This window comes from uncultured Kordia sp. (assembly GCF_947489565.1).
Classification (GTDB): Bacteria; Bacteroidota; Bacteroidia; order Flavobacteriales; family Flavobacteriaceae; genus Kordia.
Map to the genome: position 1 here is coordinate 22,312 of NZ_CANLEA010000009.1, position 26,030 is coordinate 48,341.

At 33.3% G+C, this 26,030-nt stretch carries 19 protein-coding genes and 1 other RNA gene; 11 read left to right on the forward strand and 9 right to left on the reverse strand.

The window, feature by feature from the left end; translation table 11 throughout:
- Window positions 1-209: 209 nt before the first annotated feature.
- From Q0845_RS13400 to Q0845_RS13415, 4 genes are all read right to left on the reverse strand, one after another.
- On the reverse strand, window positions 210-398 hold the full coding sequence (locus Q0845_RS13400) for a hypothetical protein (protein ID WP_298514010.1): 189 nt from the start codon (window positions 396-398) through the stop codon (window positions 210-212).
- A gap of 34 nt (window positions 399-432) precedes the next feature.
- Complete coding sequence (locus Q0845_RS13405; protein ID WP_298514011.1) at window positions 433-618, reverse strand: hypothetical protein; 186 nt, start codon at window positions 616-618, stop codon at window positions 433-435.
- A gap of 142 nt (window positions 619-760) precedes the next feature.
- Window positions 761-946, reverse strand: a complete 186-nt coding sequence (locus tag Q0845_RS13410) for a hypothetical protein (protein ID WP_298514013.1) — start codon at window positions 944-946, stop codon at window positions 761-763.
- Window positions 947-1,054: 108 nt separating this feature from the next.
- Complete coding sequence (locus tag Q0845_RS13415) at window positions 1,055-2,728, reverse strand: AraC family transcriptional regulator (protein WP_298514015.1); 1,674 nt, start codon at window positions 2,726-2,728, stop codon at window positions 1,055-1,057.
- A gap of 232 nt (window positions 2,729-2,960) precedes the next feature.
- Here Q0845_RS13415 and Q0845_RS13420 point away from each other — a divergent pair, with 232 nt between their 5' ends.
- The gene (locus Q0845_RS13420; protein WP_298514017.1) at window positions 2,961-3,935 is read left to right on the forward strand and encodes a transglutaminase domain-containing protein; all 975 of its coding nucleotides are present in this window, start codon (window positions 2,961-2,963) and stop codon (window positions 3,933-3,935) included.
- Here Q0845_RS13420 and Q0845_RS13425 read toward each other — a convergent pair whose 3' ends face one another.
- Window positions 3,936-5,216 (reverse strand): ATP-binding protein, encoded by a 1,281-nt coding sequence (locus Q0845_RS13425; RefSeq protein WP_298514019.1) that lies wholly within the window; start codon window positions 5,214-5,216, stop codon window positions 3,936-3,938.
- 29 nt (window positions 5,217-5,245) lie between these two features.
- Complete coding sequence (locus Q0845_RS13430; RefSeq protein WP_298514022.1) at window positions 5,246-6,541, reverse strand: ATP-binding protein; 1,296 nt, start codon at window positions 6,539-6,541, stop codon at window positions 5,246-5,248.
- 352 nt (window positions 6,542-6,893) lie between these two features.
- On the opposite strand from Q0845_RS13430, the gene Q0845_RS13435 reads away from it, so the two are divergent.
- From Q0845_RS13435 to Q0845_RS13465, 7 genes are all read left to right on the forward strand, one after another.
- Window positions 6,894-7,532 carry a hypothetical protein gene (locus Q0845_RS13435; RefSeq protein WP_298514024.1) on the forward strand — a complete coding sequence of 213 codons (639 nt, stop codon included), beginning with the start codon at window positions 6,894-6,896 and terminating at the stop codon, window positions 7,530-7,532.
- Window positions 7,533-7,534: 2 nt separating this feature from the next.
- Entirely contained in the window at window positions 7,535-7,831 is a 297-nt protein-coding gene (locus tag Q0845_RS13440; protein WP_298514027.1) for a transcriptional regulator, read from the forward strand.
- A 133-nt stretch (window positions 7,832-7,964) separates the two neighbouring features.
- A complete protein-coding gene (gene creD / locus Q0845_RS13445) occupies window positions 7,965-9,347 on the forward strand; it encodes a cell envelope integrity protein CreD (RefSeq protein WP_298514029.1) in 1,383 nt (460 codons plus the stop codon).
- Between the two features lie 170 nt (window positions 9,348-9,517).
- Entirely contained in the window at window positions 9,518-9,829 is a 312-nt protein-coding gene (locus Q0845_RS13450; protein ID WP_298514031.1) for a hypothetical protein, read from the forward strand.
- A gap of 9 nt (window positions 9,830-9,838) precedes the next feature.
- Window positions 9,839-10,348 carry an exosortase K gene (gene xrtK / locus Q0845_RS13455; protein WP_298514034.1) on the forward strand — a complete coding sequence of 170 codons (510 nt, stop codon included), beginning with the start codon at window positions 9,839-9,841 and terminating at the stop codon, window positions 10,346-10,348.
- Entirely contained in the window at window positions 10,326-13,001 is a 2,676-nt protein-coding gene (locus Q0845_RS13460) for an MSEP-CTERM sorting domain-containing protein (RefSeq protein ID WP_298514036.1), read from the forward strand. The genes xrtK and Q0845_RS13460 overlap by 23 nt, the downstream gene beginning before the upstream one ends.
- Window positions 13,002-13,108: 107 nt before the next feature.
- Complete coding sequence (locus tag Q0845_RS13465; RefSeq protein ID WP_298514038.1) at window positions 13,109-13,660, forward strand: DUF1361 domain-containing protein; 552 nt, start codon at window positions 13,109-13,111, stop codon at window positions 13,658-13,660.
- A gap of 34 nt (window positions 13,661-13,694) precedes the next feature.
- Here the strand turns inward: Q0845_RS13465 and Q0845_RS13470 are convergent, their stop codons facing one another.
- From Q0845_RS13470 to Q0845_RS13480, 3 genes are all read right to left on the reverse strand, one after another.
- Entirely contained in the window at window positions 13,695-16,943 is a 3,249-nt protein-coding gene (locus tag Q0845_RS13470; protein ID WP_298514041.1) for a Calx-beta domain-containing protein, read from the reverse strand.
- A 195-nt stretch (window positions 16,944-17,138) separates the two neighbouring features.
- Window positions 17,139-20,078 carry a Calx-beta domain-containing protein gene (locus Q0845_RS13475; RefSeq protein ID WP_298514044.1) on the reverse strand — a complete coding sequence of 980 codons (2,940 nt, stop codon included), beginning with the start codon at window positions 20,076-20,078 and terminating at the stop codon, window positions 17,139-17,141.
- 78 nt (window positions 20,079-20,156) lie between these two features.
- Window positions 20,157-21,362, reverse strand: a complete 1,206-nt coding sequence (locus tag Q0845_RS13480) for an NAD(P)-dependent oxidoreductase (RefSeq protein ID WP_298514046.1) — start codon at window positions 21,360-21,362, stop codon at window positions 20,157-20,159.
- Window positions 21,363-21,533: 171 nt separating this feature from the next.
- Here Q0845_RS13480 and ssrA point away from each other — a divergent pair.
- From ssrA to Q0845_RS13495, 3 genes are all read left to right on the forward strand, one after another.
- Window positions 21,534-21,930, forward strand: a transfer-messenger RNA (tmRNA) gene (gene ssrA / locus Q0845_RS13485).
- 201 nt (window positions 21,931-22,131) lie between these two features.
- Entirely contained in the window at window positions 22,132-23,940 is a 1,809-nt protein-coding gene (locus Q0845_RS13490) for a histidine kinase (RefSeq protein WP_298514049.1), read from the forward strand.
- 68 nt (window positions 23,941-24,008) lie between these two features.
- Window positions 24,009-26,027, forward strand: a complete 2,019-nt coding sequence (locus tag Q0845_RS13495; RefSeq protein WP_298514051.1) for a sensor histidine kinase — start codon at window positions 24,009-24,011, stop codon at window positions 26,025-26,027.
- Window positions 26,028-26,030: the final 3 nt, after the last annotated feature.

A 26,030-nucleotide genomic window follows, 5' to 3' on the forward strand; every position in this document is an offset into this window, starting at 1 on the left:
CTTGTAACAACGATAGTATCTGCAATGCTAATTTAATTTATGACTACAGAATAGAATGTTGATAAGAGTATTTTTTTATACTACTAACACCGTAAATAATTTGTATAGAAAAGTTTATAAAAAAAACTCCTAAGGAAATTTTCTTAAGAGTTTTAAATTTTTAGAGGAATCGTTAATATGAAGTTATACTTCAAATATTATTGACATGATTAACATCTTTCAATACTGTCGGTAGCTGTTAAAAAAGTTTTGCATTCATCATCATCTGTTTGGGTACAAATAGTTGAGTATGCACAAGGCAAATCGAATGATGTTACTGGATCGCCTCCTTTTATATCATTCAATTTAGAGATGCTTACTTTTTTAATTTCTAATCCTACTGTTCTCTTTTTTTTCATAATACTTTTTTTAAAAATTATTGTTTTTTTTTGATTAGCATTTTTCGATACTATCCGTTGCTGTTAAAAAAGTTTGACACAAGTCTTCATCCAGTTTTGAGCAAATCATCGTGACAACACAAGGCAAATCAAATGATGTTCTTGGATTTCCTCCTTGTATATCTCTAAGTTTAGAAACACATACTTTCTTAAGAACTAATCCTACTTTTTTCTTTTTCATATGTTATTTTGATTTTATGTTCCCTCAAATATAAATACAAAATGAAGTTCGGTAGAATGCTTTTTTGTCGTCATTTATAAATCACGACAAACTCCATGTTTTTAATCGTTGGATTTGAATTATTTTTACAAAATGAAAAGCACTAGCATCTTTCAATACTGTCTGACGCCGTTAAGAAGGTTTTGCAATTAACTCCAGCTATGGAACAATATTCAGTGTATATACATGGTAAGTCAACTGACATTACTGGATCGCCTCCTTTAACACTATTAAGTTTTGAAATGCTTACTTTTTTAATTTCTAGACTTAGGTTTGTTTTTTTCTTCATAATATTTTTTGTTTCGTTTATGTAACATCAAATATAACTAGAAAACAAAGTTTGACTTTAAAAGAGCTAGTCGTGATTTATAAATAACGACTGATTCAATTTTATAACCTATTGTTTTTCAAGCTCTTTAATGAAATACGAAGGATACAACCCTGTTTTCACCTTAAAAGCTTTGGAGAAAGATTCGGAACGCTTGAACCCAATTTCTTGTGCAATAGCTCCAATGGTAAATGATCTAAATCTACGATCTACGGACAGTCTTTCGATGGCATAATCTACTCGCAAATCCGTAATATAAGCTGTAAATGATTTTTGTTTGTGTGTATTAATTACTTTAGATAAGTATGTAGTGTTTGTCTGAATCTTTTTAGCAACTTCGACCAAAGTACTTTCTTGACTTAAGAATAATTCTTTGGCTTCAAACTCGTCTAAATTTTTGAGAATTTCTGCTGTTTTATCATCAATTTCCAGCGTTTCTGTTGTGGTTGCGGGAGCTTTTTTAGTTGTGGCCGTAGCTGTTTTAGTATTTTCCGGATGCTTTTCTTGTTCACGCTTTTCTTTCAATTCAGCCATCAAATTATCAAACAGCACTTTATTTTTTCGTTGTTGTTTTTTGTAATATACAATCAAACCTAAAATTATAATGACTAGAATTCCTATTCCAATTATATAAAAATATTTAGTGCGTTGTGATTCTTTTTCTAAATCGTCAATTTGTTCTTTTAAATTCCCTAATGCTTCTTGCGTAATGCGTGAATTTAAAATGGCACGTATTTTATCATTTCTCTCATCAATTTCATGAGATTTTTTATAGTATTTAGAACTTTTTTCAATTTCGCCAATAGCAGAATATGAATCTGCCAAACCTATGTAGATACCTTGAATACTTAAATAATCAACATCATCTGCTATTAATAGTTGTTCTCCTTCAAGAAATTCTTTTACAGCGAGTTCATGTTTGTTTTGAGCAGCATAATTCCTCCCGATATACAATTTTAAAAATATATCTAATGCTCTGTTCCCACCAGCTTTGGCAATCAATTCTTTAACCTTTCCAAAAAGTTTCTCTGCTTTTTCGTGATTTCCATTCTCGGATTCAATTTCACCTAAAAATGTATTGAAATATGCTTGGAATACTAGATTTTTTTGTGCTAGACTCATTGCATATCCTTTTTCTACATAGTTTCTAGCTTCCTTATGTCTATCTAAATCAATATACGCTTTAGACATATTAAGATAGATTGTCATTATTTTGCTTTTTAAACTTTCATCATTTGAAGCTTCTATTTGGCGCAAGTTTTCATGAAATAAATCTAAAGCACCTATATCATCTTTCACTTGAAGCTGAATAAGTGCAATATTATTTTTCATTTCTATCTGCCATTTCTGTGAATTCTCTTCTTTGGCTAATTCGTAAGCTTTCAAAAAACTTTCTAATGCAGGTACATTTTTCCCTTTATAAAATAGATATCCACCTTTTTTCTTGTAAGCTTCATATAACAATACATTATTCTTTTGTTGCATTGCATATTCAATTCCATGATCTAAACTTTGTACCGATGATTTTAAGTTTCCGATTTTATTCTGCCAACTCGCTATGGTAATGTATGCTTCGGCTACAACATTTTTATCTTTTGCTGTTGTGTAGTTGCTTTGCAAATAATTAATCACCGTAGCAGCTTTTGTTGAATCTGACCTTATATTGTCATAATATTTATCTACAACAGCTTCAAAAGGCATCTTTTTCAATGAGTCTTGAAAAACATTTACAGCTGTATCCATCTGATTTTGAGAAAGTACCGAAGTTGTAAAACAATAGATGCAAAAGCACGTTATGAAAGTGCTCCATTGTTTGAAACGAAATTTTGTTATCATGTTTGGTTAGTGATTGTCATTAGTGGGAATACTCAAAAGTAAAAAAATTAATGGCATATTGGTATAATCATTGTAATAATTCTGTAACAAGTACTATAACTATGATACCTATTTTATAACTTTTTAAACTCCCATCGCATTGAAAACGTATTGTATTATATTTTTATTTTTTGTGTGTAATTATTTTGCATCTGCGCAAGATTATACATCTGTTGATAAGGTAGTCGCAACATATCCTTCAACATTTCAATCTGTTGAAGAGTTTGCCAAACGCATTGAAAAAGATTTTACTACTGATGCGGATAAAGTCCGTGCTGCCTATTATTGGATTTCCAATACCATAACCTATAATCACAAAGGTTTGCGTACTGGTAGAGATCCTTATCCTAAAATTGTGATTCGAGATGCGGTGAGTCAGGAAGACTTCGAATATAAATACAATAAAAGGTATGCTGCCTATGTGTTACAATACAAAACAGCAGTATGCGAAGGCTATTCGCAATTATTATTTTTCACCTGTGAATATATGAACATTAAAGCCAAAGTGATTGAAGGAAATGCCATGACAGATTTACGTGATATTGGGAAAATTCCACATGATACCGATCATGCTTGGAATGCCGTTTTTTTTAATGAGAAATGGAATTTGATTGATGCCACTTGGTCTACAGGAAATGAAGAAGAAAACCCGAATGCGTTTGATTTTACCGATTCTTATTTTTGTATCGCTCCTGAAAAATTGATCCTAAGTCATTTTCCTAAAAATCCTAAATGGCAGTTGTTAAAAGAGCCGAAAAGTAAAAAAGAGTTTTACAATCAGCCTATTATTTATGAAGAGTTTTTGAGAGCAAATGCTATGCTAGCTCCTAAGATGAAAGGAACTATCAGAGCAAAAATAAACGATTCTATTACTTTGCGTTTTCAACAGATTGACACGACAAAGTCATATTTTTATGCGTTTTCTAAAGATCAATATTCAACCAAAGTAAAAATCGAAAAAGATAAAGGCGGTTTTATTTTAAAAATTCCATTTAAAGGCACAAAAAGAGATCAATTAGAAATATTTAGAAATACTAAAGGCATACTTGCTTTTCGTATCATTCCTACGCGTTAATTATTTTCTTGGAATGGTAAATATAAAAGTAGCACCTTCGCCTATAGCACTTTTTAAGTAGATTTTTCCATCATTGCGTTCAATGATTTTTTTCACCAAAGCCAGTCCAATTCCAATGGCTTCTCCGTCAGTATCGACTTGTAACTTTTGAAAGAGTTCAAAGATTTTTTCATGGTATTTTGGGTCAATTCCTGGTCCATTGTCTTTGATATAAAATTTATGACGCAATTTGTTTGCCTCGTAATCAATAGCAATTTCTATGGTTTCTTTGTCATTATGCTTGATGGCATTTCGTAGTAAATTTAGAAAAACCTGTTGCATTTGCAATTCATTGAAAATGAGTCTTGGCAATTTTCGTTCCAGTGAAATGGAAATATGATCTTCTGAAATACTATTGATAATACGTTTTACCAATGTATGTACATTGATTTCTTTTGCATCTTGATTTGGCTCCGCTTGCAACGAATAGTTCAATATACCTTCTACCAACAAATCCATTTGTGTTACTTGATTTTTGATTTGCTGTAAACTTTTCTTGGCTTCGGTATTTAACTGTTCATCTTCATCTTCAGAAAGCCAATCGGTTAAAGTGTATATATTTCGCAACGGTCTTTTTAAATCATGAGAAACTACATACGCAAACTCTTCTAAATCTTTGTTTTTGTCTAATAGTTCTTTCGCGCGAAGTTCCAAGTCAAGCGTACGTTGTTTTACAGTGTCTTCAAGGCTTTCGTTGAGAGCTTCCATCTTTTTCCGGTATCGAATAAATATATTCATCATCCAAAAAGAACAGATAAAAATAGCTGTTGTAGAGAGCAATATGGCAGTTTTTGAAACTGTGTCTAAATCCGAAAAATATACCTGATATGCTAAATGCAAGGTTTCCGTAGTACTGTAAATTAAGACTAAAATCCGATTACTGAGCAACAATACAGATCCAAAAATAAACACGTACGTTACCAACAAAAGATCAAGTGAAAAATTATTTAAATATGCTGTATACGTTAAGTAATGCTGAAAAGCCATGGTTGTAAAAAACACCAACCATCCGTAGTTTTTTAGAATTAATTTTGACTTAGAATATACCGAGAGTCCAACAATTAAAAAGAGAATTGAAAAAATAATATTTCCGTAAAAAGGCACGATGACTTCTGGATTATAATATTTCATTATTTCCAGATAAACAAACGTACTTGGCGCACCAAGACATAGCGTTATATAGCTATTCCTAATCTCAAAAGGTTCTAACGCTCCAAGGTTTTTAAATACGTTTTTTGTCATCTTAAAATTATGCCCTCTTTTTAACAAAATCATTGTTTTACTTCCGTTAGAACGGTAAAAACAAAGGTTGTTCCTTTTCCTACTTCGCTTTCAATAGCAATAGTTCCACCATTGCGTTCAATGATTTTCTTTACCAACGCTAGTCCTATTCCAATGGATTCTATTTCTGATTTGACTTCGAGTTTTTGGAATAATTCAAAGATTTTTTTGTGATATTTTTTATCAATTCCAGGTCCATTATCTTGTATTGCAAATTGATGTCCATTTTCTATTGGTTGATATTTGATATGAATTTCCACCAATTCTTTGTCATTGTGCTTGATGGCATTTTGAATCAAATTTTGAAAAACTTGTAGTAATTGTGATTCGTTAAAAGTTACTTTTGGCAGTGCTTCTTCTACATGAATTTTTACAGTTTCGCTAGCATTCACTTTTATAATTCTGTCCACTAATATCTGCGCATCTACAATATTTACAGATCGTTCTTTATCCATTTGTAACGAATAATTCAGAATTCCTTCTACCAGTAAATCCATTTGAGTTACTTGCTCTTTGATGAGTCGTAAACTTTGATTGGTTTCGTCATTAAATTGATATTCCGTATCGTCCGTAAGCCAATCGGTAAGTGTATAAATATTTCGTAACGGTCGCTTTAAATCGTGTGAAACGACATAGGCAAACTCTTCTAAATCTTTGTTTTTACGAAGTAATTCTTTGGCTCTGTTTTCTAAATCTACCGTACGTTGCTGAATGCGTTCTTCCAATTCTACGTTGACAGCTTCTAATTTTTTTCTGTAGCGAATCAGTCCGTTCATCACCAAAAAAGAAAAGATAAAAATGGTACTCATTGATACCAAAATTGCACTTTCCGACATGCTGTCTAAGTTAGAATGATAGACTCGATATGATAAATGAATTAATTGTGAAGCACTAAAAATGATGACCAATAAACGATTGCTCAACAATAAAACAGCTCCAAAAATAAATACATACGTAACCAGTAAATAGTCTAGCGAAAAATCGTTTAAAGCCGTAGTATATGTGAGATAATATTGAAATATCATCAGACTTACAAATGTAATCCAACCGTAAATTTCATCGAGGAATGCATTTTTGAAATACGGAATAATTCCTACCAAAACAAACCACGCAGAGAATACAATTTCGCCTCTGTATGGAATGATAAGATCGGGATTATAATACAGCATGATCAACACATATATGTAGGTACTTGGTCCTGCCAGTAGAAATGTGAGTCCGCTGTTTTTGATTTCAAAACGTTCTAGTCGCCCAATATCTCTGAGATATTTTAAAACTTTTGTCAACTAATTAATTTATAGGTTAAGTTTTTAAAGTTATGGAAATGATTTTAAATAACATTCATTCTGAGTAAATTATATAACAGTAGAATTATTTTTAAAGAAAAATCGTTTTTAGATTTCAGAAAAAAGAAATAAAATGATTGTTTTTTTAAAATTACATTAATCGTTAAGCATTACGTTTTCATTTATGCCTTTTTTAATTATATCTATTACAGACCTGTCTATGCCAATGATATTTTACATTATAACAATCATGTAAATAGTCTAAATGCTTCTGATATAATTTAATTAAAAATGACTTTGCTTGTACAATTCACATTTTTTATTTTACTTTGTATTTCAAAGTACTTTTAAAATGACATCACCAGACTATCTAGAAGACATCAGAGAAATTAGAAACCTTATGAATAAATCCTCACGATTTATTTCATTAAGTGGACTTTCGGGAATTATGGCAGGAATTTATGCCTTAATAGGCGCTTGGTTTGCTCGAGGAGAGTTGATTAGAGCCTATGGAAAGAGAGATAATTTATACGAAAACGGAAGCTATGTCGCAACCGAAGATATTACCATCAGACTGATTACAATTGCAGCAATTGTAGTGTTTTTAGCTGTGGTTACAGGAATTATTTTGACACAACGAAAAGCGCGAAAAAATGGTGAAAAAATCTTTGATAAAACCGCTTTGAAACTATTGGTAAACTTTTTGATTCCACTAGTCACTGGAGGAATTTTCACATTGATTTTATTACAAAAAACAGCAATTGGACTCGTAGCGCCCGCAACACTTATTTTTTACGGACTCGCTTGTGTGAATGCTAGTAAATATACACTCGGACATATAAAGTATTTAGGGTATGCCAACATCATTTTAGGACTTATTGCAACGCAATTTGTCGGATATGGTTTGTATTTTTGGGCCATTGGTTTTGGTATTTTCCATATTATTTACGGAGGATTGATGTATATTCTCTTAGAACGAACAGCTAAGTAATTGTGAGCATAATAAATAACATAAATAAAGCATTTGATCATCGAATTCGACTTGGTATTATGTCCATTTTGATGGTGAATGAATACGCCGATTTTAAGATGCTGAAAGAGCTACTTTCAGTGACTGATGGAAATTTGGCTAGTCATACTAAAGCCCTTGAAAAAGTGGAATATATAAAAGTCGAAAAACAATTTATTGGGCGAAAACCGAATACACGTTATAGCGCAACGCCTTTAGGAAAATTGGAATTTAAAAAACATATTGACGCTTTGGAACAGTTAATCCGAAAGAGCGAATAATGAAACTACAAACACTCATGAAAAACTACATTACATACATAAATACAATACGTTAGGCTTCACTCCTAACTACTAGCAATTATTTTTTTATCTATTTACTTTGAAATTCAAAGTACTTTTAAATACTAATAAAATGGAAACACATCAAACAGAAAAAAACAACAAAAAGCTATTGAATTGGATCAAAACATCCATCACAGCAAAGCTTGTTATGACAGGCGTATTGACCTTATTACTTATGATTCCGCTTTCGCTGATTCAAGATTTGATTACAGAACGCGAAACACGACAACAAAGCGTGGTAAGTGAATTGAATGATAAATGGGGAAATGAAATTCTTTTATACGGACCTATTTTAAAAGTTCCTTATAAAATCTATCATGAAACCGTAGTCTACGAAGAAGAAACTCAGCAAAGAGTGACTAAGAAGTCAGCTACTATTAAATACGCTTACTTTTTTCCAAAAACACTCGATATTAATTCAGATGTAAAAACAACTGCTAAGAAGCGAAACAACTTTGAAACAACTGTTTTTACGACAGATATTGTAACTACGGGAAGCTTTGAAACTCCTGATTTTTCTATGAAATCTATTGCAGATGAGGACATTGTATGGGAAAAAGCTTCACTTATTATTAAAACCACCAATTTAAAAGGATTGAAGAGTGAAGTAAAGTTGAGCATGAATGGAAATACTTATAATTTTGAACCGTTGCCTGCCGATCATTCACATATAGATACGCTTGAAAGTTCTTTTTTGAAATCAGAAGATTTGCCTGCAACTGCAACACGTTCTTTTGATTTTAAACTGACGTATAACGGTAGCAAAAGTATTCGTTTTATTCCGATTGGAAAGATTACAAATGTGCATATGACTTCCGATTGGAAGCACCCGAAACATACGGGAAGTTTTATTACCCAAAGCAAACGTACTACCGAAAATGGTGGATTTGAAGCCAATTGGAAACTTTTACACACCAATCGTTCTTTTTCGCAACAATATTTTAAAGTATTGCCAAATTTAGATCAGTATGCATTTGGAACTGACTTTATCATTCCGCTTGACGAATACCAACAAAGTGAACGCGCTGCCAAATATGGCTTTTTAGTTATTGGATTGACCTTTTTAGTCTTTTTCCTCATTCAGACTTTGAGTAAAATTTCTATTCATCCGTTTCAGTATTTAATGATCGGAATTGCACTTGTGATGTTTTACACTTTGCTTATTTCTATTTCTGAGCACAGTAGCTTCTTTAAAGCGTATCTCATTGCAGGAATTGCCGTTATTGTGATGATTACACTCTATTCTAAATCCATTTTAAAGAATTGGAAATTTCCAGTACTGATTGGTACAACTTTGACGGCTTTGTATAGCTTTATTTTTGTGATTATTCAAATGGAAAACTATGCATTGCTTGTGGGAAGTATTGGCTTATTTATCATCCTTGGAATTGTCATGTTCGTATCACGTAAAATTGATTGGGATTTTGACGCTTCAAAGCCTGTTGCTGCATAGTTACTGGTTAGAACCTAAAAAATAGTTCACAATCTCATAACACACAAAAATCTAGTTAGTTAGTTTGGTGAGAAAACGATTCCTGACTTTTTGGAATCCGAGTGCTAAAAAGCTCAGGTTTCGTTTTCATCCTTAAAATTAATTTCAACTTCAAATTCCGTTTTAAACACATGAATATTCCATTCGTATATAATTTATTAAAAGCTGCAAAAATCACGGCGATTCTCAGTTTTTTGGGCGGTACTTTTTTATTGATTGCTTATTTCTATAATGAAGGTTCCATTGCAATTTTGAATCTTGGCATTTATTATACGTTGTTTGCCATACTGATCAATAGCATTCTGTTTTTCACACTTTTTATTACACTAATGCATAGTAAAGTGAAACGAAAAAAGATACTTAGGTCTTTAATTTTAATGATTCTCAATGTTCCTATTGGCTTTTGTTATGTAGGTGTTATTGTGAGCTATCATCTTCCTTAAACGCTTGTCATGAAAAAAATAATAATCAAAACAAGTGTCGTTTTAGGACTTATCATAGTGTTGAAAGCTTTGTATAGTATTGTTTCTTTAGCAATGCTGAAATGGTTTTTGTATCCTATGATTCCTGTGATTGAGTTATTTACCTATAGTAATTTTGAATGGATTCCCGAACTCGGTTTTAGTGCTCCATCAGGAATTATTATTGAAAAATCGTGTGCAGGAGGAAACTTTTTCATCATTTGCTTTGCTTTTTTATGTTTCAAATTATGCAAGTTTCAAAGAATTACAGATACACTCGTTCGTATGATTTTCTTAGGAATCTGCAGTTATTTTATCATGATTATTGCCAATACCGCACGTATTATCAGTGCTATAAAGTTGGCTGATTGGGAATGGACACACACCATAATTGATCCGAAAACTGCACACTTTGTACTTGGCAGCATACTATACATTTTCACCTTACTTTTTCTAAATCATTTTATCTCATCAAAACATGTTACCATTCAAACTACATAAGTCTTACGTATATTTTATTACGTTAATTCTGTTCCAATTACTCTTAGGTTGGTTTCTATATTCTGCGTTCAATTCTCCGAACGGAAATGTATTCGATTATACCACAATTGCCATCTATTGGGGAACATTAATCGTTCTGTTTTCAGTATTCATTATACTTGAAACACATCAAATCATCAAACCGTGGATTGTTCCCGTCGCCATTCTTGTTTGTTATGCGGTATTTCTTTTTGCCTTGTATGAATCGTCCATATTCCATAGAATACCACGTTTAAATTCTGCGTATCTCAATTATGAAATTATTCCGTTGTATTTAACAATTCCTGCGATGTTTCATGCTATTATTGATATCATTTTCAAGTATTTTAAACCTTCTGGAACTAAAGCAGAAAACATTCAAAATTTTGCGTTATCAGTTGTCATTCCTTTGTTTTTATACATTCTCATCATTGTTATTATTCCTATATTTAACCGTGGTTATATTGGTTATTTTAGACTTGATTTTTTTATCGCTAAAATTGTCATTTGCATTGCAATAGCATCTTTTTTGTTCTTCTTTTTCCGTTTTATTCTTGGGTGTTTGGTTAAAAAAAACTTTCAACAACACAGTCCTTTATTACTCATCCTTTTTGCTTTTATTTTCCCGTTTGTCGGATTGCTCTTAAGTTTGGAATTTAACTTTTTTGGCGATTTCAATTTCCCCTTGATTCACGCTTCCATTACCATCAATGCGCTTGGTTTAGGCTTGTTGTTAAGCAAGAATGTTTTATTAAAACTGATTGGTTTTTTAATGGCTTCTATCGGAGTTCCAATTGTACTCTACTTTTTCATTGTTTTTTTACCATACGTACCTTTAGCATTTGTTGCTTTACTTATTGTTGGCGCAGGTTTATTGATGTTAACACCCACAGTTTTGATCATTCTTCAGTATAAAATTATGAGACAAGAATTCCCTGCGATTGTACAAAAATATGGAAGAAAAAAAGTAATTATCTGGAGTAGTATTTGCATATCATTTTTGCCGTTGAGTTTTGTAGGTTTTTGTATGGATCATAGAAGTTACCTCAACGAAGTGATTGCCGAAACCGATCAATTTGACGCTTCTAATAGAAGTTATAAAGATCATGATGTTGAGAAACTAACATATATTTTAAAACAAATGAAGACCAAAACATATAGACGTTCTTTTGGTTTCTCACACGATCAACTGCCTATACTTTCTGCTTTTTACGATTGGTATGTGTTTGATAATTTGAAGATTTCTCGACAAAAAACAGATGAAATACGGACTTTATTTTTCGGAAAAAATATTGCTTCATGGAACCGTTATATTCCACCACAAAAAGCAAATTCAAATGTAACGTATACGTATGAAACAACTTATGTTCCTGAAGATGATTTTTATAAAACAGAGATCCATTTATCTATTACAAATTTAGAGGATCGAAATATGCGTGAGTTTCGCAGTGAATTCAGATTGCCAAAAGATGTTTTTATCACTGATTATTATTTAGATATTGAAGACCGAAGAACGTATGGAATTTTGGCTGAAAAGAAAGCTGCCAATTGGATTTACGAGCAAATTACCACCAGACGTCGCGATCCTGGAATTTTACAATATTTGTATGACGATGTGCTTTCGTTAAAGATTTTTCCGTTTGCAGCAAATGAAACGCGTACTTCCGGATTTACGTTATATCACAGAACGCCAGTACATTTTTCACTCAATGAAACACCTATTGATATAGATGTAGAACCCTTAACACAACATGTGATCGAACTGAGTGAAAATTCATTTTATATTCCGTCAGAAATAAAGAGCGAATTGCCCAAAGTATCATCGCCAGTAGATTATTATTTTGTTGTAGATAATACAACCAAAGGTGCTGAATTTAGACAACAATTCCATCAAGATTTTAAGAGTTTACCTGCTACGATTCAAGAAAAAGTGAATGTGTTGTATGTAGATGTTGATGTGAATTGGGAAGCTCCGACACCACCAAAAACGAGCGGATTTAACTATAAAAAAGCATTAAAGCAAATTCAATATTTACATCGAGATCAGAAGCGGATTCCGTATGTGATTGTGTATGCGCCTTATGAGAATCGATATACTGGAAAATACTTTTCTTGGGAGATGGAAAAAGCGTTTCCTTATTATAATTTGGTTGAATGTTCGCATTGGAAACGTGAATTACCAGAAACGATTGAATTGTTAGAATTTTCTAGAAATGAACAATCGTATTTTATTCGAAATAACAATAAACCTTCTTTAATTAGCTTGAATGAAACCGCAACTTTTGAACGTGATTTTTCAGGAAATCCATACTTGAATGCACTGCAATTACGACTGTTTCACGACCTAAACGATTTGAATCCGAAACATACAAAAAATCATTGGTTAGCTGCTTTACGCGAGAGTTTTACTCAAAATATTCTCACACATAGCACTACGTTTATTTCACTTGAAAATAAGGAACAGGAAGAACGTTTACTCAAAAAACAAGAAGCCATTATCAATAAAGATTATTCCAAAAACGTTGCAGCAGAAACACGCCGTATGAGCGAACCTTATTTTTGGGTATTGCTACTTTTTATCACTTTCATTTTAGGAAGACAATTTTATAACTCAAAACACCATTTAAAAGTATGAATTCAAGTTTTTTTCAACTGCATCGCATCACGTTTTTAAGTTGTGCTTTTTGTGCCTCATTGCTAATTTTCAGGTTTTATGTAGCGCATAATTTTGAATATTTGTTTATGATTTGGAATTTATTTTTAGCCTTAATTCCATATGTGATTTCTTCATGGCTTTCACAAACCCATTGGATAAAAAAGCAAGGATTACCATTGTTATTCATTTTAGGCTTTTGGTTGTTGTTTTTGCCTAATGCGCCATATTTGATCACCGATTTAATTCATTTACGAAATACCGCAGCATCGATGCTTTGGCTAGATCTTTTCATGCTATTTTCTTTCGCTTGGACAGGCTTACTTCTGGGCGCTATTTCTATGCATCAGGTTTTTTGTGTATTGACTGAAAAGTGGAATGTAACTGTAGCGAAACGTATCTTATTTTTGATTGTATTTTTATGTGGATTTGGAATATACTTGGGGAGATTTCAACGTTGGAATTCATGGGAATTGTTCAGTGATCCAATTATTCTATTTAAAGATTGTTTGCGTTGCATTTCGCATCCAGAATACAGAACACGTACTTGGGGAACTACTCTAGGTTTTGGAAGTTTACTTTGGATGTCCTTTTTAACTATACAAACATTTTTATCTATAAAAAAAGCATCTCGTTCGTGAGATGCTTTTTATACTTATATTTTTAATGTGTTTTTTAACAACCTGAATCCACAAAAAGAATAATATCTCCTACTGTAAAACAACCCGTTACTGGACTTGCTACACGTACAAATATTGTTTGTTGATCGTTGACTATATTTGTATACGAATCAGGAATAGCATTCACGTTATTGTTTGCATCTTGTGCGGTTTCATGATATGTTACAATTAATCCTGATTGTCCTTGTACTACTTGTGCTTCTAACTGACTTAAATCAAAAGTAGCAAAACCGTCTCCGTCACCATCACATTCTGTCATTGTAACACCAATAACTTCAGCTGGAGCTGGATTTAGAATACAGTTTAATGTGGATACTTGGAAAGTACCTGAATTTATGTTTTCAATTCTCACATAAAGGATTGCAGTATCAAATAATTGGTATGGAGAACTTAAAGCTCCCACATTGGCTTGTGCATCTGCATCTGTTAAATGATAACTTATAATTACATTAGTATCGCCACCAGCGTAATAGGTATCCATGGCTGTTAAATCTATGAAAGCACCATTAACATCCGCACAAACTTCTAGCTCGCCTGTAGCTGGATAAGTCGCTGTATCATTGTCTAAAATTGTAATAACACCTTCTGATTGATGGCTTGAAACATTATCTGTAAAACCTGAACCATATACTAAGAACACTTCATCTGTTTCAAAAGTAGTATCGTCTATTATAGGAACGACAACATTCGCGGACATTTGTCCCGCTGGAATGGTTAATGTTTGCACCGTTGCCGTATAATCCATTGCTTGTATGGCAGTTTCATCTATTGTAGAAATACTAACCTCCGTATTAATTGTTGCTGGATTATCTAATGTTACTGGTACGGTGACGGTTCCAGCATTTTCATCGACAGTTACATTACCAATACTGAACGTATTTGATATTTCATTGTCTACGATAATTACTGCTGCTGAGATGGCTACTCCAGGTGGATTTAATAAGTTTCCTGAAACAATATCTACAGATACCGTAAATTCTTCTGTTTGTTCATAGTTAGCATCATCTAAGATTGGCACTGTAAAATCAACTGATAATTGACCTGCTGGAATGGTTAATGATTGTACCGTTGCCGTATAGTCTAAATTTTGTGAAGCACTTCCGTTACCGGTAGAAACATTAATTACAGTATCTATATCACTTGGTACATCTAATGTAACGGGAACTGTAGCTGTTCCGTCTCCTTCATTTACCGTTACATCATTGATACTTAATGTAGCTTCTGGTTGTGTATTTGGATCGTTCGGATCGTTTGGATCACTTGTTCCATTTGGCACTAAAGCAGTACTTGGATTATCGATTCCTGTGATTTCTTCACAATCAGTGAGTCCATCACCATCAGTATCTTCATAACTCCAGTATAAAAATACGTTTCCAATAGCAGTTTGGCTAGAATTGTTATTCGTAGCTACTACATATATTTGTTGCGTATTGTTATTTAAATCGGCTATAGATACTCCAAAAGGAGAACTTAGCGGACTTGATTGTGCTATTGCGTCGGCTTCTGTAAGATAGAAAGCGTAGGTATGTAAATCATTTCCATTATCAGTAATAATAGCATCTAAGTCAAATTCTACAGGATCGCAACCCGTTCCTAGTGCATCTGTTGAAAATACTACTACATCTTCGGCATCTAAATAATCTGGTATTTGATCGCCATCACTATCATCATTGGTAGGATCGTTGTCTCCATCATAATCTTCATCTGCTGTGTTTACACCATCGCCATCATCATCTGCATCTTGATAGTTTGGAATTCCATCATCATCTGTATCGTCATTTTCAAGATCATTATCGCCATTGACATCTTCAAACGTATCAAAAATGCCATCGCCATCTGTATCTACAAATCCTGTACATGAACTTAATGCGCCTAAATCGATTGTTTCAGTTCCGTCTAAAGTTCCCGTAATAATTTCAGTGATTTGATTGTTGATGACATCAACACCTTTTAAAGAGTATTCTATAGTATCACAATATGAAATTGTATAGTTGATAGTCCCGTCTGTCACAGGAATAATTTCTGAGTTTCCATTGATGAATAATTGAACATATCCATCGGTTACATTATCTCCATCACAATTGACAAATGTTCCTTGTAGTGTTGTTGTATTTTGACCAGATGTGACTGTAACAGTAATGGTTGTATCTGTTGAAAAAGGTCCTACAGTTGTTGAAAAAGGCTCTCCTGGACACAATGGATTTGGCACTGTAATTGTTAGTTCTTCATTGGCAGGAACATAGCTACAATCTTCTCCATTTCCATTTGTATATCCTGTTCCTACTGTATTTAGCAAACTAGAATATACATTAAAAAGTGTGTATCTTAATGGTCTGCCTAACTCATCTTCTAGTTGAATGCATAAATAAATTGGTGGATACGGATAATCGTAATTCCAAAAAGAAAAGTGACCTACTTCTCCAACATACATGTTTCCTTGTAATGTAGCTTCTCCTTCTTCTACCCAATATCCTAGTTCTTCATCAAAATGCCATAACGGAATTGTTGCTGGCGGATTTGTAGTACCTGCTGGTATTGGCATCGATATTTGTGACATACTTCCTTCTGCTAATTGCAATGCTTCTCCTCCACTACTTTTAAGTTCTACGGCAAGCATACCATACGTTTCTAAAGTAACGGCATCACCATTACCATCTTGTGCAAATAACATTCCTGGCATCATTGCCTCCATATTATCATCGTCTGGACTTAAATGTTTTAGTACAACATCTACTTGTCCATTGTATGGTGTTCCATCTTCACGGGTATAGTTTCCTGTAAAAGATACTTCTGTTCCGTTACTTAGGTTTACCATGGAAGTTTCTCCAGAAGTAATTGTTGCAATAATTTCTTCTTCCAGTAACATAATTTCGATACGATTTACATCAGTGATAGAAGGAGCCATCGCTCTTGAACCTTTGATATACCCCATTTTTTCAGCGGTGATATATGCAAATTTTTCAAATACTTCTGAACTTGACGCAGAGAATGTACCAAACAGATCGGTGGTTGTTACGGTAGTTCCAATACGAATAGTTACACCTTGAAGTGGATTGTTATCTTCATCGACGACACGTCCTATAAAACGTGCAGTTACGGACGAACCAAAATTTTCTTCAAAGTTAATTGGTGTTACGGGCTGTTCTTCTTCGGCAACTTGTTGTGGGATAACATTGTCATCATTTTCACAAGAAAACATACACAACAATAGCAAACAGCTTAGGGATACTAGTAGTTTTTTCATCGGTTTTGATTAGTTTGTTTGTTAAGATAACAACTAAATCGCTTATTTTCCTACCAATGACAAATTATTTACTTCTAATTTAGATTTGAATAAGAATTTTCTTTCTAAGAAACCCTAAATCACTATAAAAAAAGCTGCCTAAAATATTTTAGACAGCTTTTGCTTTATTTCAATTTCGAGTTATAACATTCACAATCAACAACTTGGATCTACTTCTAACAAAATATTTCCTACATTGTAACAACCTGTATTTATATCTTCTACTCTATAGAATATATTTTGAGGGCTTGATGTGTTTGTATATATATTAGGAATTGGATTTGTATTATTATCGGCATCTGTTTCCGTTAAATAATAAGTAACTATTAATTCTGTTTGTGTTTGAATGATATTAGCATCCATTTGAGATAAATCGAAAGTTGCAATACCATCTCCGTTTCCATCACATTGTGTAAAGACTAATCCATCTGGAGCTATTGGCGTTGGATTTACAACACATAATAATGTTGATATTTGAACCTCTCCCGTTGGAGAAGTAATACGAACAAATATTGTAATAATACTTACAGTATCTACAACAAATGGAGACACTAATGCATTCATATCAGCATCTGCATCCGCTTGTGTTAAATGATATGTTACCGTAGTTGTACCAGCAACTCCGCCTTCCATAAAATATTGATCCATAGCATTTAAATCAAAAGCGCCTAAACCATTTTCATCACCACATACTTCCAAAGTTCCTGTAGCTGGATATGATGTTCCTCCATCGTTATCTTCTATATTTATGAATGATTCTATAGTTGGATTGGTAACCGCTCCCGAAGTTACCGTCGAAATAATAACAATAACTTCATTGGCTTCTGGATCTGTATCATCAACTATGCTTATTTCTACTGGATATCCTGCAGTTAGTTGTCCTGCTAGAATTGTGATAGTTTCATTTACTGGTAAATAATCATCTGGACTCACTGCGCTTCCATTAGAAGAAACGATATTAATTACTGTATTTTGACTGCTTGTTTGGCTTAACGATACTGGAATCATAATGGTTCCTGCACTTTCTGAAACTGAAAAACTATCTACAATTAATGTTGTATCTGGTTGTACATTTGGATCGTTTGGATCATTTGGATCACTTGTTCCATTTGGAACTAAAGGTGTTCCTGGAATATCTACACCTGTTGTTTCTTCACAATCTGTTAGTCCGTCTTGATCCGTATCTAAAAAGTCATAAAATAAATAGACCATCGCGACAGCAGATTGTCCTGTAATAGTACTTGTTCCCTTTATAAAGATTATTCCTGGAGTTGTAAGTACACTAGCTAAATCAGTTTCATACGTAGGTGTTGTGATTGGATTGGTTTCGGAAGTAGCATCTGCTTCATTTTCATAAAATACATACGACATATTCGCTGTTCCTGGACCGTTGAAATTTGCTGTAACTATATCATCTAAATTGAATACTAAAGGATCGCAACCTGTTCCTGCTACTTCAGTTCCGTATACGATTACATCTTGTGCATCTAAGTAATTTGGTATTCCATCTTCATCAGTATCATCATTTGTTGGATCGTTATCGCCGTCATAATCTTCATCAGCCGTATTGATTCCGTCTCCGTCGTCATCTTCATCTAAATAGTTTGGTATGCTATCTTGATCAGTATCATCATTTGTAAGATCATTGTCTCCGTTTAAATCTTCAAACGAATCAAAAATACCATCGCCATCTGAATCAACGAATCCTGTACATGAACTTAAGGTTCCTAAATCTACCGTAGCATCTCCGTTAAGCGTTCCTGTTATAATTTCTGTTACTTGATTGTTTGCAACATCTATTCCTTTGATAGAATAGTCTAATGTTCCGCAATACGATGCTGTATAACTGATGGTTCCATCTGATACTGGAATAATTTCAGAGTTTCCATTGATATATAGTTGCATATATCCGTCTGTAACATTAGCGCCATCACACGTAACAAATGTTCCTGTTATGGTTGAGGTATTTTGATTTTGAGAGTTTACCGTGACTACAACTGTAGCATCTGAAGTAAACGGACCTATCGTTGTTGTAAATGGTTCATTAGCACATGAAACTCCTGGTACAATTACCGTCAGTTCTTCTCCTGAAGGCACCAATCCGCATTCAACTCCATTTCCATTGGTATATCCGTACGTTCCTGTAGAGTTTAGTAAAGAGGAATATAAATCTAAAGGCGCATACGACATTGGATTTCCGTTTTCATCTTGTAATTCAATACATAAAAATACGGATGGATATGGATAGTCATAATTCCAAAATGAAAAATGGCTTACCTCTCCCACATACTTATTTCCTTGTAAAGTTGCTTCTCCTTCTTCCACCCAATATCCTTCGGTTTCATCAAAATGCCATAAAGGAATGGTTGCCGGTGGGTTTGTCGTATTTGCTGCTAAAGGCATTGATATTTGAGAAGTGCTTCCTTCTGCCAATTGCAATTCTTGATCTGCGCCACCTTTCAGTTCCACTGCTAACATTCCGTAAGTTTCTAAAGCAACAGCATCGCCACTTGCATCTTGAGCAAATAACATTCCTGGCATCATTGCTTCCATGTTTTCATCATCTGGACTTAGGTGTTTTAGGATGACTTTTACATCGCCGCTGTATGATGCTCCGTTTGCATCTGTAAAGTTTCCGTCGAAGGTAACTTCTGTACCGTTTGGTAAGTTCACAGTAGCTTGTTGACCTGAATTGATCGTGGCAATCACGTCTTCTTTGAGTAGCATGATTTCTACACGATTTATTTCTGTAGCAGAAGGTGCCATTGCTCTGGAACCTATGATGTATCCGTCTTTTTCTGCAGTGATGTATGCAAATTTTTCAAAAGCATTTACATCAGATACCGAAAATATTCCGAAAATATCTGTTGTTGTCACTGTACCTCCAACACGAATGGTTGCACCTTGAATGGGTTCGTTTTGTTCGTTTACCACACGTCCTAAGAAACGTGCATTGATAGCATTTCCGAAGTTTTCTTCGAAATTGATATTTACTTCTGGATTTTCAGTTGGAATTGTTGTAGCATTGTCGTCATTCTCGCAAGAGAAAAAACTTAATACTAATACACTAAATACTAGTGAAATTATTTTTTTCATGAGTTATCGGTTTGATTGTCTTTGGTACTAAAACAACCAAGTTTATAAAACTCCGACAAAAATATTTTTGACTAGTTCTTATTTTCCATCTACATAATCTTGCAAATACGCGTAACGTTCTGTAAGTTTTCCATCGCTTGTTGTCATACGTGCTCGCGCTAATACTCCGTCTTTATCTCCGTTGTAAAAAGCTGGAATTACGTGTTTTAAAAACATATCTCCAAAACCTTCACTGGCGTCTTTTGGCAACTCACAAGGAAGATTATCTACGGCCATCATTGTGATTGCATTTTCAGCATCAAAAGAAACTTCTTTTTCTGTTTGCGCGTCATATCCATAAAACGGATCGGCAATTGTTGAAGGGCGAATGGTACTTGCTACAGGACCATCAATATCACAAGAAATATCGGCCACTAAATTAATTTTGAAGTCTGGATGTTTGGCATCTTCTCGTGTGAATAAAAATGGTGCGCCATCTCCATAAAAATGACCTGCGATAAAGAAATCGGTTACTTTTGCATATGCCATAAAGTTACTTTTGTAACCACTTGGATCTTTATAGAATTCATACTTATCGCCTACTTTTCCATCGACACGTACATTGTATTCCATGACATCAATCATACAGTATACAGGTTCCGTGAATTCTGTTGTTAAGTAGATAGCATCGGTTACTTCTTTGATTCCTAAGTGATCTAGAATTTCTTTGGCTCCATAGGCTACTTTTCCAGTTCCTGAGAGCACAATTTTCATATTTGAAATCGTAATTTTATCTAATTCTTTTTTTACTTCATCTAAATCAGCAAGTGTTTCTACTTTTGGCAGATTGAACAATCCGTCTCGTAATCCTAACGCACGAAAACCGTTGTAAGCTCCTACTAAACCTGCATAACGCCCAAAACCGATCAAGCGTCCGCCATTTTCTTTTGTAATGACTTCATGATCGTACATTTCAATGTTTTTTGCCAACATTGCTTGTAGTAGTTTGCGGTTGTATGGTTGCTTTTTGATAGTATGTGAAAAGTAAAAGTATTTTTTGTTGGGAATTAAATGATCGAGTGGTACTTCTTTAACGCCAATCATTACATCACAATCTGTTACATCATCAGTTACTTCAAATCCTTTTTCCGCGTACGCATCATCTGAAAATACACGAATATCGGAAGCTTCTACTTTAAAAGTTGCTTCTGAGAATTGTGATTTGGCTTCTGCTAATTTCTCTGGAGAGAATACGACACGTCTGTCTGGTGGATTTTTACGTTCTTTGATGATAGCGAATTTCATAGGCTTTTTCTTTTATTTAATCAGCAACATGACTTACTGACATGATTTTGTTTTGGTATATTTTTTGTTCTAAAATAGTAGTATTTGGAACAAAAAACACAAAACTATTAAAATTTGTGTTATGTTTGCTGTCCTTTTTACGATTTAAAAGTAAAAGTTCTTAAACATATTGGGGTCGACTGGTTTTGACAGCGAGTCGAATTGAAGTGTAAGCACGTCGAGCGCTGAGACATAGCTCGTAAATCTCATATTTCACACTTTTTAAATGGCGAAAATAACTACGCTTTAGCTGCCTAATCTGAATTATAGTAGGATAAGCCCAGTTTCCGTTAGACGGAAAAGCTGAATATCTCCCGGTAGCCCTTGTTGATGGCGACCGATTTAGAGATACCATAAAAGTCAACATCGAAACTGTATAGCTTCGCTACAGTTTTTACAACTAAGAAGCTAAGCGAATGGTGGGCGGTTTTTGGTCAGCTATTCGTCGAAAATTAAACAAGAACTAAGCGTGTAGAAAGCATTTTAATTGCTTGTTTGGACGAGAGTTCGATTCTCTCCGACTCCACAAAGTAATTTCTTTATTAAAAAATCCTGACAGCAATGTTGGGATTTTTTTGTTATGATTTTATACGTACCACTACGTATAACATCCGTATTGCTACTTATTGAAATATTTTTCATTTGACTATATCTTGCGATCAAATAGAAAAAATTATCATCTTAAGATTTCGTATTTTTAGTAAATCTTTGATTTAACTTCTACTAAATTATGGTAAAAAAAATAATCCTCTCACTTCTTCTTTTCTTTTGTCTTGGCACGATGTTGTCTTTTGCTCAACAAGAAAAAGATACTGTAATTCTCAATTTAGAAAGAGAACTAAAAGAAGCTAAAATTGATACTGTAAAAGCCGATATTTTATTCAATATAGGTTCACGTTTATTTGGCAGAGATAATCCGCGCGCTAAAAACCTTTTAAACGAAGCCGTAGATTTATTGCCTGAGGCATCTCTAAATAATGGCTTGCGAGGTCAAATTTACCAATACCTTGCCGCTATTAATAATGATCAAGGAAATTATCCTATTGCTATGACTCAGTTTATAAAAGCAAAAGAGCAATTTGATATTACAAACGATTCTCTCCGAATTGCCAACCTACATCACAATATGGCTATTCTTCATAACTTTCAAGGGAATTTTGAACTTGCCAAAGAAAATTTATTCAAATCAATTCATATCAATACGATCTACAAAGACACGATTAGTCTTGCGCATAATTATAATACTTTGGGTGAAGATTATGGAATGACAAAAAAGCCTGATTCTGCGCTCTTTTATTTTGATAAATCTAAAAAACTATTTGCTGCATTAAACGATCAAAGAGGATTAAATAATGTAAAAGCACAGTTAGCTAAATTCTATTTAGGATTAGGAGATTATAAAAAAAGTATTGCTTTGTTTAAAGAGTGTGTTGATTTTGGTGTTAAAAATGAGATTCCTATTTATCAAATTATCTATTCTAATAAATTAGCCTGGGCTTACAAAGAAGCTAAGGATTATAAAAATGCATTGAAATACTGCAAACAATCTTTAGATTTAGCATTAAAAAATCAGCATAGACAATGGATTTTTAATGGATATTTACAAAAAAGCGAAATTGAAGAAGCTATAGGTAATTATAAAGATGCCTATGCTAGTGCTAAGCTTCACAAAATATATTCTGATTCTATATTTAATAAAAAAAACATTCGTAAAATAAAGGAACTCGAACTTACGTACGCCTTTAAAAAACAAAAATTAAAAGATAGTTTGCTCTTTGCCAAAGAAAAAGAATTTGCTGAAGTTGAAATCGAAAATCTGTCCATAAAAAACAAAGTAAAAAATCAATGGTTGCTATTTGGCGGATTAGGATTGCTAACTTTATTTCTAATTATATACTTAGTTCGATCTCGTAAATTTGCTATTTCTAAGAAGAAACTTCAAGAACAGTTTTCGCAAGATTTGATCAACGGTCAAGAAGAAGAACGTTCTCGCCTAGCTAGAGAATTACATGATAGTGTTGGACAAAAATTGATGTTGCTAAGCAAAACCACTAAAAACTTAGGCAATGAAAATGCAGAACAATTGGCAAGTTCAACCTTAGAAGAAGTCCGCACCATTTCACGTGGTTTGCATCCTTCTAATTTAGAACGTTTGGGACTTACAGAAGCTGTGAATGCCTTGGTATACGACATTAACGCAAATACAGACTTATTTTTTACAGAAGAAATTGATAATATAGACAATACACTTTCCAAGGAAGCAGAACTCCATCTATACCGAATTATTCAAGAGAGTTTAAGCAATATTGTAAAGCATTCAGAGGCAAAAGCTGTGAAAATGGAGATTCAGAAAAAAGAGAATAGTATCAACATTTTAGTAAGTGATAATGGTAAAGGCTTTGATATTGAATCAAAATATAAAAACATGAGTTTGGGATTAAAAACTCTGTTTGAACGTGCCAGAATCATTGGAGCTTATATAAACCTAGTAAGTAACCATAATCAAGGAACAAAATTGATTTTGGAAATTGACTATTAATTCTCTAATACTATGCTAATTACAACCAAAATAAGTCATTCAACCCTATAATTTCAAAAATAGAAACAATGAAAAAGATAGTTATACTATTGCTGATGTTTAGCACTATATCTGTGTTTTCGCAAAAAGATTCATTGCAATTAAAAGTAGATGCATTTACAGCACGTATTCAAAAAGCTGAAGGTCTTGAAAAAATGCTTTTGTTAGATACTTTGTGTGGACTTACCATAGATGTTCCTAGATATAAATATGATTCTATTTCCAAAGTCACCATCGCACATGCTATAAAATTAGATTCTATTAATTTTGCCACAAAACATTTAGCGACACTTCTTTATTTATTTAATAAGCAATATGAAAGACCAGAAGAAGGACTTCAAATATTTCAGGAATTTCACCAAAAAAAATTACGAATAACGGACACACTTGCACTTGCGTACCTTTACTTAGAAGCGTCTGAATCTTACTTTAACTCTGGATTTGAAAAAAAATCGATTGTTTGGTACGATAAAGCTATGAAAATGGCATTAAAAGCCAGCGACTCTAGTTTGCATGGCAGAATTATGGGACACAAAGCCTATGCGCTTTCAGAAATGGGAGATTTTGCAACTGCTTCTACCACATTTCAAAAGGCATTAGTGTTTTTCATGAAAAAGAAAGACACGACTAATATCATTAGAATACGCGGAGGTTTATCAATTATTTATGGAAAAAATGAATTCTTTAACGAATGCTTACAAGAACTAGATGAAATAGAAAAATTAGCAAAAGCTGCCAATAATATTCCTGCACAAATTGTAACACTGGGCAACATGGCAAACGCATATCATGGACAACAAAATTATGCAAAAAGTATTGAAAGTAATCATAAAGCATTGCAATTTATTGAGCAATACCCGATGTTTCAAAGTTTGGAAGATTCTCGACTTCTAGGTCAAATTACGAATTATTTAGAAGTAGACAGTCTGCAAAAAGCGAAACAAATGTTACTAAGATTAGAAAAGATATTACAAGCTTCTAATAACGATTATAGTATCCAAACAAAATACATGGCTTCATTGGCAAGAATACACTTTAAAGAAAAAAAATACACTAAAGCCAAAGAAGTGGCTATCCAGTTACTTAGTTTATTGAAGAACTCTTCTAGTTATGAAGATGATATGGAAGCCAATAATATATTACATAGCATAGAAGAGAAACTTGGAAATAAAGAAGCAGCCTACAACTATTACAAAACATACACCAAAATTAAAGATTCCATTGAGTCTGTTAAAAAAACTAATGCGCTCGCCTACTACCAAACATTGTATGAAACGGAGAAAAGAGATGCCACGATTCAACATCAAGAAGCTGAAATTACATTGTTAGATACCAAAAATAAAATAAAGTCGCAATGGTTATTATTAGGCGGACTTGGATTGCTTTCTCTTTTTATAATTGCATACTTGATACGCGCTCAAATGTTTGTAAAAAAACAACAAAAACTCCAAAAGCAATTCTCTCATGATTTAATCAAAGGACAAGAAGAAGAACGTTCTCGCCTAGCAAGAGAATTACATGATAGTGTTGGACAAAAATTGATGTTGCTAAGCAAAACCACTAAAAACTTAGGCAATGAAAATGCAGAACAACTCGCAAGTTCTACCTTAGAAGAAGTCCGTACCATTTCAAGAGGCTTGCATCCTTCTAACTTAGAACGTTTGGGACTTACCGAAGCTGTGAATGCATTAGTATATGACATTAATGCGAATACGGATTTATTCTTTACGGAAGAAATTGATAATATAGACAATACACTTTCCAAAGAAGCAGAACTACATTTATACCGTATTATTCAAGAGAGTTTAAGCAATATTGTAAAGCATTCTGGAGCAAAAGCGGTAAAAATGGAAATTCAGAAAAAAGAAAACAGTATTGATGTACTCGTAAGTGATAATGGAAAAGGATTTGATTTTGAATCGAAATATAAAAACATGAGTTTGGGATTAAAAACCTTGTTTGAACGTGCCAAAATAATTGGTTCAAAATTAATTTTAAAAAGTGAAATAAATCAAGGAACTGTAATTAGTTTGAATGTTCCAATTTAAAAA